Genomic DNA, 15,000 nt, shown 5'->3' on the forward strand with positions numbered 1-15,000 from the left:
TCTTCTATAGTGGCCAGGAGCCGTTTTTGCACCTCAACACGGTTACGATACCAGTCGGTAGCCCATAAACGATGTAGATTCCATCCCAGTCCCTTCAGTATCTGTTGGCGGAGCCGGTCCCGGTCCCGGGCCACCCTGCTGGTCTGGTACATGGGCCCGTCGCAGGATATGCCCAGCAGATAACGTCCCGGATACTCGGGGTCCACCACGGCCAGGTCCACCCGGAAACCAGCACAACCCACCCTGCGGTGGATTTCGTACCCGTGTTCAGTTAAAAATTCGTAAACCGCTCCTTCAAAGGCATCGTCGGCTGTGTTAGGGAATTGCTCCTGGTGGCTGAGGATTTTATCATCGGCATATTCCAGGAACTCTTTCAGGGCGCGAAGACCAAATGGTGCAGTTGAATTTAAATGCAGGTCTTTCCCACGGAAATTTGAGAATATCAAACATTTTTCACGGGCCCGGGTTAAAAGAACGTTCAAACGCCTTTCTCCCCCGTCCTGATTTACTGGTCCAAAGTTATGGCTTAAACGGCCTTCTGCATCGAATCCATAACCTACGCTGACCATTATAACATCCCTTTCATCTCCTTGGATTGTTTCCAGGTTCTTAACGAAGAAATGTTCCCCCTGGTTTCCCTTGAAGTATTTTTCCATACTGGGGTTGAGTTTAAGTTGCAGTTCCAGTTCTTCCAGGATGGCCTGCTGCTGGCGCACATTGAAGGTGCCCACACCCAGGCTTTTGGTATTTCCGTACTTATGGTAATGGTCAAATACCTCTTTGATAACTGCCTTGGCTTCGGCCCGGTTGGTGGCTGTTTTTCCCCGGTCATATACAGTCTCTGGGAGGTGTATTAGTTTCAATCCCAACTCTTCCGAGTCCTGGTTGGGTGAAGGATATATCAGGAGGTGGTTATCATAGAACTCCTGGTTACTGACGGCAATGAGTGATTCGTGGCGGCTACGGTAGTGCCAGCGCAGCATCTTCGATGAAAAACTCCTTTTACACAGGTGGAGGATGCTCTCCATGTCGGCTAAGACAGCCAGGTCGTAGTCATCACTCTCCACATCCAGCATAATATCGAAAAAGCTGGTGGGAGGTAGTTGCCGGGTGTCGCCCATTATAACTGCACACCTTGCCCTCAATAGCGCTCCCAGGGCGTCTTCAGGTTTCACCTGGCTGGCTTCGTCGAAAATAACGTAATCAAAGCGCAGGTTCTTCACACTGTAGGGATCCAGGTACTGGGCAATGGAAAGGGGGCTCATCATGAAACAGGGCTTTATGGTCTGTATTATGCCTCCACAGATGGATAACAGTTTTCTTATGGGCATGTGGCCCCTTTTACGTGAAAATTCGCTTTTAAGTACTCCCAGCTCAGACCGGGGGGATGCGGTGCTGGATAGTGAGGGGCGGTTCTGGTGCAGTTCCTGGGCAATGCGGAACCGGTTCAGGGTAATGATCTTGCGGTCCAGTTCCCGGAATTCATCGATCTTCTTCTCATGAACTTCCCCCACAAAGCGGGAAAGGGAAGGTTCTTCTAAAAAGAGACTGCGCAGTAAGGAATCGGCAAAGTTACCTTCCAGACAGGGCACGATATTTTCGGCTGCAATTTCATCCTTATCCACCAACGCCACCAGGTTTTTACCCACAGTTTCCAGGCACTCGGCCCGTGATGAGTTAAAACGGGACCAGTTCTGCAATCCAGACAGTCCAACTTTTAAAAGGGATATCTGGGATGAAAGGTAATCAATAGGGCTTTTAACCAGGGACTTTCCCAGAACGGCGTCGGGCTCAAAGTGAAGGAAACTATCTAACTGCTCAATGTACTGCAGGATCTGGTCGTAATCCTGGTGCATTTCGGTGGTGATCTTTTTAATTTCGTGTTGTTCTGCTGAATCAAGAATTATAAGTATTTTTTCGGTGATCCTGCCTTCTTCCAGGGCTTTCCTGAACTTGAGGATCCACTCCGATATGTTCTTCAGATTTTCTGCTTCACTGTCTTCTGATTTCCAGTGGGAACCAAAGAGGGAACGGGCCAGTTCATCCTCGGCCCTTATCTGGGAACGGAGCTCCTGGCAGCGGATCAGTTCTTCCAGGTCCCGGAGGATGGTGGCCTCATTTTCAGGGGTCCTTCCCACATAAAGCTTCCTGATCTTCTTTTTAGTCTTTTTAAAATCTCCACTAAGGAATTTCAACAGTTTCGGCTTTTGTTCCTGGAAATTCAGGAGTAATGAGGGGATATCCTCATCTAGTACTCCTTTTTTGAATCTTCTCATGCCGTTTACCCTGGTTTTATATTCTTCCAGGGTTTTTATGAGATTGTAAACCTGTAATTTATCGTAATCCCACTGGGTGTTCATGATTAACTCTCTCTCCAGGGAGGGGAACGAGGAAATTATCTCCACTGCTGCAATCAGGTGTTCCATTTCCTCCAGAGTCACGGGTATGCTGACTCCCGATATTCTTGAAAGAGTTTCTGCCTTCAAATTCAGTTCATTCAGTGTTTCAACAGTTTTTTCCAGTAAAACCTCGATTTCTTCCTCTTCAGCGGGGAGTATGGGGTCTGGCCGGGTAGATTTCCAGGGGTTGTCCGATACGGGTTTCACCAGTTTGTAGAGTTCACCCATTTCCTTGAACTTGTTTATGGTGCGCTGCCATTCCCTTAGAGTACAGCTCCCTCCATCCTCCACCGTGAAACGTGGCATTTTGGTTTCATTTTTTTCGAAATGGTGCAGGGATCTTTCTTTAACTCCAAACAGCTGATAGGGTGTCCATTTGATCTGGGCATAGGGTGAATGGAGCAGGGTGACATATTCGTTTAGTTCAGATTTTAATTCTTCAATGGTGCTTAGATCGTCATCCATGGCTAGATCGATAGGTTTAGGATTTCGTAAAACACTTTCTAGCTTTTCAAGAACATCTTTTTTCTGGGATTTCTTACTATGGAGCTCTAAACAGAATTCTCCCAGTCCAACACTATCCAGACGACCCTTAACCACTTCCAGAGCAGCCATTTTTTCACTGACAAAGAGTACGGTGTTGCCCCGGGCCAGTAACTCGGCGATGAGGTTCACTATGGTCTGGGATTTACCAGTACCCGGTGGTCCTTCCACGACCAGGTCACGACCCTGCTTCACATCCTCTATAACCGCAATCTGGGATGAATCTGCATCCATAACATGGTAAACATCTTCGGAGGATAATTTAACATCCACCTGATCTTCTTTAAAACCTTGACTCAATTCTTCTTCTGTAGGGTCAAAAATAGCTTTTATAAGGGGATTTTCTTCCAGGGGCAGGTCTTCGGGCCAGCTTTCCGGGTCAAGGTCCTTGTACATCACAAATTTGGTGAAACTGAAGAAACCAAGGAAAACACTATTCCGAACTTCCCAATCCTTCTCATGGGAAACAGATTCCCGGACCTGGTCCAAGTATTCATCAATGCCCTCGGGTGTACGGGGCATTTCAAAATCAGGTATTTCCACCCCATAATCCAATAATTTGGCCTGTAGGGATATATTGGAGATTATGTCTTCACCAGTCCAGCGGAGTTTAAAGGAACCTTTCACCCGTTTACGTTCAAGTTCCACGGGAATCAGAATCAACGGTGCTGTATATTCCCCATGGTTTCCGTTGTCATCCCGCCATTTCAAGAATCCCAGGGCCAGGTAGAGTATGTTGTAACCCTGCTCTTCCATCATTGATCTGGCACGCTGGTTAATGTAAAACAAACGGCGCTGGAGTTCTGCGGGCGTTAAATCAGTGGATAAAAAGATTTCCTTATTCTTCTCCAGAGTTTCCTGGTCTAAAGAGGGAGCTTCCCATAACAACGATTCTTCATAACCTTCTTCTCCAGAGATGGTATTAATTCCCGATAAATCAGACTCATCAGGTGCAGTTAAAGCCTCCTCGTTTAATTCAGGATCCTCTAAAGAAATAGTAGTAGTGGTTGAGTTTTCATCAACAGTTTTTTCAACAGGTTGGCCAGTTCCACTAACTGATTCTTGAGTACGGGGTTGGCTCTCTTCCGGTGATGAATCCTTATTATCTTGGTCTAAATAGTTGTCTCCTGGAGTAGTAACAGTTCCTTCCATTTCTGACCGAGGGATAAACTGTAATAGTTTCCTTTTACTCTTTTTGAGGATTAAACGGTCGTAAATCTCGGCTAAGTCTGCTTCCTTGACTTCCACGGTCATGCTGCGTGGTCGGAAGTTTAAAAGCTGGTTACGCATGGTAAGGTCCAGCAGGTTCTGTCTTAGAACATCGATCTGTCTGTATATGTCCACCTTGGAAAGTTCGGACATTTCATTTACCTCTCATAACTTGGATTGTCCCGGGAACTAACAATGATTATCAATATGATCAATAATGGTTTATTTATACTCTATATTAAAACTATCCCCCTTTTTTTTCATCAAGAGGGTTATTCTCTCTGTATGGCATCCTTGAAGAAGCTGGGCACCAGTTTTCGGTAGAGTTTGTTCCGGAGTAACATACGGAAGTTCCCGTCTAAGATGTAGGTCTCACAGTAATCATCTTCCGCCCGCATACCCCGCCCATAAGCCTGTAGGAGAGTCATTATAGTCTTATAAGCATACCAGGAGGGGTCCTGCTGTTTCCGCTGATTTATCTGGGGATCCCCCAGGTAAGGGAAGGGTATTTTGTAGATGATCTGGAACTGGCACTTTTCATAGGGCAGGTCCACCCCTTCACTCATGGATGGGCTCACCAGAACCCGGGGTTCTTTACTGTATTCGAACCGGTCCAGGACATGTTCCCTGTTTTTAGGGTTATGGCCCATTAACCGAGGATTTTTCAGGTTCTTAATGATATACTGCTGACACTTGTAATTATGGGTGTGAATAAGCCCTTTTTCGTATTTATGGTGTTCAATGATCTTCTCTAACACGGGAAGGGTTTTGGGGGCGGTACGTTTGATCAGGCGGTGGGACATATTTCCCACCAGTTTAAGGTGTACCGGACGGGACGAAGGGGGAAAAATACTCTTAACTTCCAGGTGATAGGTTTCTTCCGGGTCTATGCCGAGCCACTGGCAGAATAAGTCCTGGTCCAGGATGGTGGCACTCATAAACAGCCGGATATCGGCGTGGTTAAAGAGCCGGTCATTGGCGTAGGTGTCCACCCGCAGTGGCTTAAATGAAACCCCACCAGGGCTGGTATCCACCACCCAGTTGTCTGGATGGTTTTCCAGGTTCCTTGAAAGCTCGCTGAGGTTCATTTTCATTCGATTAACCCGGTCGGCCTGGTTTTTTGGTATCTGTTTCAGGTCTATGTCCTGGTAATCCTCGTAGAGTGATTCCACAAAGAGAATCCATTCATCCGGTTCCTCTTGTTTCATCATGCTGGGGGGTATGACTTTTTTAACCTCACGTTCCAGTCTCCGGTTGTACAGGTTTACCTCTAGGCGCTGCATGAGCTTGTTTTCCAGGTTATGGGCCTCATCCAGAACCATGAAATCTCTTTTACCGAAGTGTTTCACGTAGTTCAGTTCCAGAAGGGCGTAATCATAGTTCATCAGTGTTATGCTGCTTTCCACGGCTGTGGCCTTTTGGTCCCAGTAACGGCACCTCTGGTTAGAACGGAAGTAAATGGGCGATCCGAAGGCATCCTGGAAGGCGTGCAGTTCCCCGTCGAAGGGTGATTTACTTATACCGTAGTCACAGGCAAATTTCTGTGTGCTGGGGATGGTCTGGCAGGTTCCCTGGTCACAGCCAAACTCCAGACTCTCATTCTGACACAAGAAGTTTCCACGGCCTTTTACCATGGGGTAACCGAATTCTGCGGCGTACTGTGACTGGAGCTGTTTGGTCATGGTTAGTATGTAAGCCGGATGGTACAGTCGGGCCAGGGTGGTGGCCACCACTGATTTACCAGTTCCAGTACCGGCCTCCAGGATTATGTTAGAATAACCATCGTCTATAGCCTCCCTGATTTCGGATATTATCTCTAACTGCCCTTCTCGGGGTGAAGCGAAGGGGAACTTTTCAATGATATCCTCGTCAATATGGGGGAAAGCCCTTTTCATGGCGTTAATTCTTGATGTTGATATTTTGGGTGTTTTAACCTGGGTACTGTCTCCAGTACTTCCAGAATTACATATACAGCGGTCTTTTATCATTCCGCACTTGTCACAGAAAAAGCCGTTATCCATAGGGAATTATATTTTGGATAATGGTATAAATAGGTAAAGTTTGACAGCGCGTGAGTAGTATTCTTTTAAAAACAGTCTTGATTATTAATTTTTAAGGTGTTTATTTAAATATAATCATGGTTATGCATTTAAAAGGATTTTATAGAAATGTTATAGGGTAATAACTTTTTTTGAGGATGGTTATAAATCATTTAATATAATAAGGTTATTTAAATTTTTATTACTAATTTATTGTTTATTGAAATTCTTTAAAAGTCGTTTAATAACTTAAATGGGTTGCATGAGTCTATTTTTAGGTTTTTTAAAATAAGAATAATATTATTTTTATTTGCAGTAATATTTATATAGGTTTAGTAATAATTTTTTATATAAAGTTATTATTAATTAGAAGTAAGTAATTATTATTCGGCAGGGACCAATTGGGGATTGTTTGATGAAAAGAAGGATTTTTTTATCAGTAGTATTTGTATTTCTTGTATTGGCATTCTGTGGTTCAGTTTCTGGTGCAAATAATAATATTCAGCAAATTAGTGTCTCTTACAATGGTAGTTTACTAGATGGGGATAGTTTCAGCCCTGCCATTAGTGCTGATGGCCGTTACGTTGTATTTTCATCACAGGGAACTAATCTGGTGAACGACGATGATAACAATTGCAGTGATGTTTTCATTCATGACACTATATTAAATTTCACGGAAAGGGTGAGCATTTCTAATCAAGGTTTACAAGCAAATGGAGATAGTTTTAGTCCTGCGGTTAGTGGGGATGGGCGTTATGTAACTTTCACTTCTTACGCGTCGAATTTGGTTGCAGATGACACCAATGATTGTGCGGATATTTTCGTTCGGGATCGGCTTTTGGAAACAACTAATCGTATTAGTATTTCAAATAGTGGCGAAGAAGGCAATGCCGATAGTTTTGGTTCTGAAATAAGTGCTAATGGGGATTGCATTACATTTTGCTCCTATGCCAATAACTTAGTAGATAACGATAAAAATTACTATTCCGATGTTTTTGTTTTTGATCGAACACAAAAAAGGATAAAGAGAATTAGTATTTCAAATACGGGTGAAGAATCAAATTCTGATAGTTTATATCCAGATATTAGTGGGGATGGGCGTTACATTACGTTCACTTCTGATGCCAACAACTTAGATTTCAACGATAAAAATGGTTGTAGTGATGTTTTCATTTTTGATCAGAATTTGAATTTAATCAAAAGAATTGTGGGATATAATTTCACTGAAGCTAATTCTGCTAGTATGGAATCGGCTATTAGTTCTGATGGGCGTTGCATAGTATTTTCTTCTTATGCTGATAATTTAGTTCCTGAAGATAATAATATGGTTTGTGATATCTTTGTATTTGATCAAATTTTAAATGAAATAGAGAGAGTGAGTGTTACCAGTGATGGAAAAGAATTTTCACAAAATTCAGGTGAACCTGATATTAGTGGGGATGGGCGCTACGTGGGTTTCACTATTATTCAGCATATCGTTCAAAAAGTTACCAACAAGGGGGGTAATTCCAAATCGGTCATCCATGAGGATACGGGAATATTTCTCTATGATCGAGGTTTAGGAACAACCAGCCTCATTAGTATTTCAAATAATGGAGATTTTGAAGATTCTAACAGCAGAGAACCCGGTCTCAGTTATAATGGCACTAATGTTGTTTTCAGCTCAGATTCATCTAATCTTGTGGGTAATGACACAAATAACTGGAATGATATATTCATCTATGAAAAATCTAATTATGAAGGTTTAATCGCATTTTTACACCCTCAAATTGTCAAATCTGGAGATCAGGTTTTAATTAAAGCCTATGATGATCCCGGAACTCTAACCATAACTGCCGAACTGTTTGGAGAAATCAAAAACTTAGTAAAGAATAACTATGGAGTTTGGGAAATTTATTTCCCTATTTATCACGTACCAGACGGGAATTATACGGTCATTTTGAGATCTTTAGCTGCTAACGGGGATTATGAAACCATTAGTCTTAACTTGACGGTTGATAATACCCCACCAACAGTCACCGGTAATATAACTCCAGAAATGGTTCAATATGGTGATTCATTAATTATCAGTGCGTATTCAGACTCAGATACAAAGAGAATTAAAGTCAATATTTTGGGTGAAACACTTCAAATGCATCAGGATTATGATGTGGGGATGATGGTTACATGGATATTGCATTATTTTGTCCCTGATTTTCCCGATGGGAATTATCCAGTTATATTAACTGCAATAGATGAAGCAGGAAATATTGGATTTTTAAAAATAAATTTAACTATAAATAATGATGTATATATTCTTTCTGCTTCATTAACTCCCGAAATAGTAAAAACATTTGACCAGATCAACATAACTGTAAATTCCAATCATAACACGGTTGGGATTTCAGCTTTAATTTTGGATGAAGTCTATCAATTAACAAAACAAACCGATGATACTTGGAATTTACAATATTGTGTGCCATATCTCCCAAATGGAAATTATAGTGTCTTATTAACGGCAGAGAATGCTTTTGGAAGTCAAAAATATTGTTATCTTTATTTTGAAATTTTCAACCAGTTGGATAATATCTGTCCTATTCTTAATGCAAGTATCACTCCAAATCCTTGTTACCTTATTAATGGCATATTTAAAGATAAACCTTTGATTGTTATAAACGTATCAACCGATACAGACACAATTAGTGTGAATGCTTCAATTGAAGAGGATAATATTGGCTTAATTAGACAATTAGATGGCTCGTGGCTAGGATATTATGAAGCATGGCTCCAAGAAGGTTTTTATCCATTGTTACTGACTGCAACTGACTGGTCGGGAAATCAGGGCTACAGTACTTTAAATCTAGCAATTGAGAACTTAGTACCCACTATTAATGTTACTGTTGATCCTAAAAGGCTGAAAGGTGATGAATTTTTTAAGTTAACTGTTTCTACCAGCCCCGACGCTGGACTGGTTTATGTATACACTACCATGGATTGGGATTACACGGATTTAATTAAACAAACCGATGGATCTTGGATATTACGACGTGTTGCTCCTTCCTGGTTTCAGGATCATGAGTATTCGATCTTGGTTATAGTTCAGTTTGGTATGGGCTGGGCCGACCAGAATACTCCCTTGTTGATAGAAGTGAATTATGTGACCTCCGTAATTGTAGATTCTTGTGCACCGTTCATTTTTGGTTTCGTAGTTCCTGAAGATATAAAATCAGGAGACCCACTTAGAATCGTTGCCCAAGTTTATCCTTCAAAATATTTAACCGATGACACTTGTGCAGTGAAGGCCCAGGTTTTTGATGAAGTGTTTAATTTAACCAAGGTTTATGGGGATGAAAATAGAAGTATTTGGGAGTACTATTACCTTGTTCCCCCGGTTATTGATGGAGTGTATCCTATTTTTTTGACAACTTTTGATGATTTAGGGAACAATAGGACTCAAATGGTTTATTTCACCGTTGACAATACACCCCCTCCTATAATTACTAGAGTCAACACTCAAATCTTAAAATCAGGTGACACAATTGTGGTTTACATAGATGATCATCCTGATATCAAGAACATATCAGCCGAAATTGTTGGTGAAAAATATAGTACTCCTCAAGAACTTGATGAACACTGGGGTTATCTTTTCCGGGGATGGATTCTTGATTATAAGGTCCCCTCACTTCCTGATGGAATTTATAATATTCTGTTAACTGCTGTAGATTTTGTAGGGAATAAACAAGTCTTATATATTCCTTTTACTGTGGACAACACTCCTCCAGTAGTGAATGGGATGTTAAATCCTACTGTTTTCAAATTTTTCGATTTTAGAGAATTGAGGAAATTAACAGTTACTGCAGTATCTTCTCCGGACACGAATGCTGTTTATGCCATAATTGATGGAATTCAACGGTTTTTAATCTATTTTAATGGACAATGGGTGTTGGAGCATAGAGTTCCCCACATTTTGAATATTGGTTCCAATTTGGTGACTGTGGTTGCCATTGATTATGCGGGAAATCAGGGTATTCTATATCTTTATTTCAATGTAGTGGGATTTTCTACAATAAATTTATATTATGGGGAATCAGGGCATGTTTTATCAGGATCGAATGGAAATTATAATGATTCGGGCAATTCTGTAGTTCCTAGCGGGAATATTGGTGGGTCTGGTGGGGGAGGAGGTGCTGAAGGGGGATTTTCAGGAGGAAGCAGTGGTCAATCTAGTTCAGGGCCTTCCATTAATTTAATGGATGTGCTTTTAATTATCCTTATAGTTTGTTTGATTCTCATATTGGTATTTTTATTTGCAACGCAAATCGTTTATTTATTTTGGTTAATTATTTGGTTAATTATGGACATGATAGCCGTAATTTCGTGGTTAGTCGAGTGTATGGCTTGTTTCATGGGAAGTTTTTTTTCGGCCCTACTTTTTGTGAATCCGTTTGCATTAATATTGAATGTTTTGGCTTTGGTTTTTAATCCCAGTCCCGCAAATATTTTAGATCTCGCTTTGACCTGGACTGGAGCATATTTATTCTTTATGGGGGCTTCAGAACTTTCCCTGCTTATTGAAATACTTTCTGATGTTACCTTTCCCCTGGTGGTTACCGAAGTCCTTGATGGTGTTAGTGGATGGATGCACGATCGAAAGAATGAAATAATACATTTTATTAAAAAAATAAATTAACTTAATATAATATGAGTGATACCATGATAATTCCTCCGGAAATTATGGAATGGCAAAGAGAGGATATGATCGACGAAATCCTGGCTGATTATGAAGTAGAGGGAATTGAAGACATAATTCACGAGTTAGACCTAGTGAAAAGCAATGGTTCTTATGAAAAGATGGCCAATAATTTTGGTATTGTCAATAAACGACGTAATTATATCATGGGCTGTTTTTTACCTTCTTTTGCCCGAAAAGAGAATTCACTAATTAAAATGGCTAGTGAAAACATGAAAAATCCCATTATTCCCAGACCATTCGGTGATACGTTTTGTTACGGGGAGTACTGTTTGTTATATTTGTATCTAGAAGTTATTTACTCGATGTATTCGGAGCGGAAGTTGAATTATGGGGATTTAAGGAATATCTATTTGAGTGGTTTAGATTTCCGCCTGGTTTTTGCCCTGGAAAATTTTGAGTGTGTTTTACAGACACCGGAACCCACACCTGATTTTTTTCAAAGACTTAGGAAAATGCATTTTGTGGATAAACAGTCCGAAAAACTTTTTATAAAGATTAGCATGCTTAAGAGAGCCACACTACACAATGTATTGGGGTATTTCTTTTTTTCCAGCTTCCAATTATCTGAAATGATTTTACTTACAGTACTTGCCGGATGTAGTGCTGCAGGAGATAATCGGGATAAAGTCAACGCATACGACGGTGTAAGGGCAAATTTAGCCTATCTCAAACTTATAAGGACTGATATTACTCAATATAAAGCCCCGGGTATTCCGAAAACTGAAGTATACGATGATCTAAATGGCGAAAATCAGAGTGCGGGTCTGGAAAAAGAAAAAGGTTATCTACTTTGTGAACAGTGCTTGGGAGTTTACCACCTTGAACCGGCTGAATCTCCTGAAGATTTTGAAACCTGTCGGTGTGGGGGGAAACTAATATATTTTGAGAACTTTTTCGAGTTGGAAAATGAGCTACTCCGCCAAAAAATAGATATATAAACTATTGTGGGTTGCTAGTTTAATGATTTCCAATAATCATCAGCATCAGATTAATTGATTTAAAAAGAATTATTATCAGGACGACCAGGGATTAAGGGGGTTAAAATATTTTTAGTAGGGTATATGAATTGCAGTTTCGTAAAGCATTGGATCGTATTGAAAATGAAGATGTTGATGGTTTAGATGAAATTGTATATTTAATGAAAATAACAAGGGATTCTGGAATATACAATGAATTAAAAAGAGCATTTAAAATAAATCTACATCTTTACAACTTAGAAGGCATTTATTCCGGAGAAATTTCACAAAGTAAAGTTTATTCTCAGGCTAAAGATACTTTAGGTGTATTATTCCCAGAATCTGGATGTATAATTCGTTTTTATTATGTGCAAAAGATGTACACTTTAATTGAACTAAGATATTATATGACAGTTCAGCGGGAGTTAGATCGGGAAGATTTGAGGATTATTTATTCAAGTGGACTGGATAAAAGCCTTATTAAAGGACTTAATGAGTTTGATAATGGATTAGAATATCCTGAAACTACTTTAGAATTCTTTCAGAAGTTAAAAATGGTTAAATGGGAGAATGATGATACTAAAAAATTTGCCAACAATTTGAGACTATTGAAGAATGAATTCGCCTACCCTGGGTTTAGTTTCGTTAAATATTTTCGTCTATCTGCCATTGAAGATACTTTTATAAATTTTATCGGGTGTTGTTCTGCAGTTAATCAGGAACGGGACTACCTAAGTAAAAAAGATATTATAATTGGTTACAAAACTTCATTAAAGCTTTTAAATACTGACCTTGCTCATTATATTGTCCAAAATACAGAAAATGAACCTAACCGTGGATACCTTGTCTGTGATGGCTGTAATGGTTATTATAAACTTCAAATAGAGGAATCCCCCGATGATTTCACTTCTGAGTGTGAATGCGGGGGTAAATTAAAATATAAAGAAAAATTAACATCTGCTGAAATCCAAACAATTAATTAAAATGTATGATGGTTTTTTTGATTTATAGTAAGGGCAGGCAATGTTTTTTTACTCATTAAATAATAGTTTCATGAATTTAAGTTCTCGATATACCTATTAACTATAATTATAAATACAAAACTATTATTCTAATTACTAATTCGGTGTTACATCATGAATAACAGTAAAGGTAAACTCATTGGTATTGGTGTGGGTCCGGGAGACCCTGATTTACTCACAGTTAAGGCAGTGAAAACACTGGAAAGTGTTCCAGTTATCTGTTCACCCAAGTCATCGAAAAATAAACCAAGTGTGGCTCTTTCCATAGTCCAGGGGATATTGGATGGTCGAGATGATGAATATAAGGTTATTGAACCTCTTTTCCCAATGATTGAGGATAAAAAAGCCCTTAAGAGTTATTGGAATGGTGCTGCACAGTTAATTGCCAAAGAATTGGATGAAGGCCGGGACGTTTCTTTTATAACTTTGGGAGACCCGTCAATTTACAGCACGTTCTCCTATGTGGCTAGCATAATCGGGGAACATGGTTATTCTGTGGAGATGATACCGGGAATAACCTCGTTTACTGGTTGTGCTGCTAGTGCAGGTATCACCCTGGGTGAAAAGGACGAAATAATCCTGGTGGTTCCCAAGGTGGACGAACGGCTGGGAGAACTTTTAGAACACGCTGACACTGCGGTGGTCATGAAGACCTCCCGTCACTCTTTGATGTTGGAAGAACTTATTGATAGGGATCCCCGGGAAAAGAAGGTGCTTTCTGTTCAAAACTGTGGTATGGAAGATGAGGAGATATTCGAGGGCTTTGCTAAAAATGGGAAGTACCTGTCCACTACCATAGTCAAGTTCAATGATTCTAAGGTTCATGAAAACCGGTGAATTTATTGTTATTTTTCAATTTTTTCCTATTATTTAGAGGTTTTTTCTAAAATCAAAGGACTAGTCTCTTATGGAAGAGGGATTAAAATATAAATAGCACGGAGAATTATTGATGGTGAGATAAATGGCGTTAAATTTATATTCATTGAACATGGAGAAGGGAATCCACTATGAAGGCATTGTAACTACGGTTAACGCGGATGGAACACCAAACGCAGCTCCTATGGGAGTAATTTGTAAGGGCCCAGACCAGGTGGTCCTCCGGTTACACGAAGGGTCGCGCACCATAGCCAATGTGAAACGGGACCAAAAGTTCTATGTCAATTTATCCCGGGATCCCCTCCTTTTCACTTATTCCCTTATAGGCGAAGCATCCCACCTTGATTTTGTGGAAGAACCCCACGGATTTTCCCTGAAAAATGCCGATGCTTCCTTTTTCGGCGAAGTACGCCATGAAAAGAAAATTGTAAAGGAAAATGATGCCATGGGTGAAAATATCACCATAATGTTCCATTCCCAGGTCAAAGATATTAAACAACAAAAAAAGGAGTCCGAACCGTTGAGCCGGGCCATATGCGGAGTACTCGAGGCTCTCGTAAACTTGACCAGGGTTAGAAGGGTTTCATCTGTGAAAAAGCAGGAATATGCTGATAGGATGAAGGAGATATCCCGGGTGGTAAACCACGTAGGGGGACCGGAGCATAAAAAGGCAATTGAACTAATTCAAAAAGAATTTGCACTGAGAATTAAGGAATGATTGGGTAAAAATGGAACTAAAGGTGAAATAATTGCTTGAACCACGTTATCATGTTATAAAAGATTTCCAGTTTGAATCAGGGGAAATGATCCAGGATATGAAACTGGAATACGCCACACAGGGGATTAAAAAGGTGGATGGTGAGGGTAATATCACCAATGCCTTTATTTATCTCCATGGCTGGAGTGGGGACTTTTCTTCGGTAAGGAACCTGGAAAGTGTTATAGGGCCGGGTAAAGCTATAGATACCAACCAGTTCTACGTGATAAGTCCCACTGCTCTCGGGGCACCGGGATCTTCCAGTCCCTCCACCTCGGGCCTCCGGACAAAATTCCCACAATACACAATAAAAGATATGGTACGTGCCCATTATCAACTACTGACTGGTGGACTGGGAATAAAACATGTAAGGGGGATTATGGGCACGTCTATGGGCGGTTTCCAGGTTTTGAACTGGGCACTGCAGTACCCGGATTTTATGGATTTTTTGATACTCAATGGAACCA

The 15,000-nt window shown here is 40.5% G+C and carries 8 protein-coding genes (1 of these 8 only partly in view); 6 read left to right on the top strand and 2 right to left on the bottom strand.

Annotation, left to right across the window (positions count from 1 at the left end; translation table 11 throughout):
- Together QC759_RS01175 and QC759_RS01180 are read right to left on the bottom strand one after the other, a co-directional pair.
- Positions 1 to 4,304: DUF4011 domain-containing protein (locus QC759_RS01175; RefSeq protein ID WP_279844726.1), on the bottom strand; the 4,304-nt coding region annotated here is incomplete at its 3' end.
- A 119-nt stretch (positions 4,305 to 4,423) separates the two neighbouring features.
- A complete protein-coding gene (locus QC759_RS01180) occupies positions 4,424 to 6,172 on the bottom strand; it encodes a helicase C-terminal domain-containing protein (RefSeq protein ID WP_048072795.1) in 1,749 nt (582 codons plus the stop codon).
- Positions 6,173 to 6,605: 433 nt separating this feature from the next.
- Between QC759_RS01180 and QC759_RS01185 the strand changes: the two genes are divergently transcribed.
- The 6 genes from QC759_RS01185 to QC759_RS01210 all read left to right on the top strand — a co-directional run.
- The gene (locus QC759_RS01185) at positions 6,606 to 10,859 is read left to right on the top strand and encodes an Ig-like domain-containing protein (protein WP_052659966.1); all 4,254 of its coding nucleotides are present in this window, start codon (positions 6,606 to 6,608) and stop codon (positions 10,857 to 10,859) included.
- 23 nt (positions 10,860 to 10,882) lie between these two features.
- Positions 10,883 to 11,860: a hypothetical protein gene (locus tag QC759_RS01190; protein ID WP_048072794.1), complete on the top strand. Its 978-nt coding sequence runs from the start codon at positions 10,883 to 10,885 to the stop codon at positions 11,858 to 11,860.
- A gap of 128 nt (positions 11,861 to 11,988) precedes the next feature.
- Positions 11,989 to 12,861, top strand: a complete 873-nt coding sequence (locus QC759_RS01195) for a hypothetical protein (protein ID WP_052659965.1) — start codon at positions 11,989 to 11,991, stop codon at positions 12,859 to 12,861.
- Between the two features lie 153 nt (positions 12,862 to 13,014).
- Positions 13,015 to 13,737, top strand: coding sequence for a precorrin-2 C(20)-methyltransferase (cobI, locus tag QC759_RS01200; protein ID WP_048072793.1), 723 nt, complete (start codon positions 13,015 to 13,017; stop codon positions 13,735 to 13,737).
- 124 nt (positions 13,738 to 13,861) lie between these two features.
- Positions 13,862 to 14,494, top strand: coding sequence for a DUF447 domain-containing protein (locus QC759_RS01205; RefSeq protein ID WP_048072792.1), 633 nt, complete (start codon positions 13,862 to 13,864; stop codon positions 14,492 to 14,494).
- Between the two features lie 31 nt (positions 14,495 to 14,525).
- A protein-coding gene (locus QC759_RS01210; protein ID WP_048072791.1) for an alpha/beta fold hydrolase crosses the window boundary here: on the top strand, positions 14,526 to 15,000 show its 5' portion. It continues 500 nt past the right edge of the window; 475 of the gene's 975 nt are visible here — the first part of the coding sequence; it begins with the start codon at positions 14,526 to 14,528; the stop codon falls past the right edge of the window.

Source organism: Methanobacterium formicicum (assembly GCF_029848115.1).
GTDB lineage: Archaea > Methanobacteriota > Methanobacteria > Methanobacteriales > Methanobacteriaceae > Methanobacterium > Methanobacterium formicicum.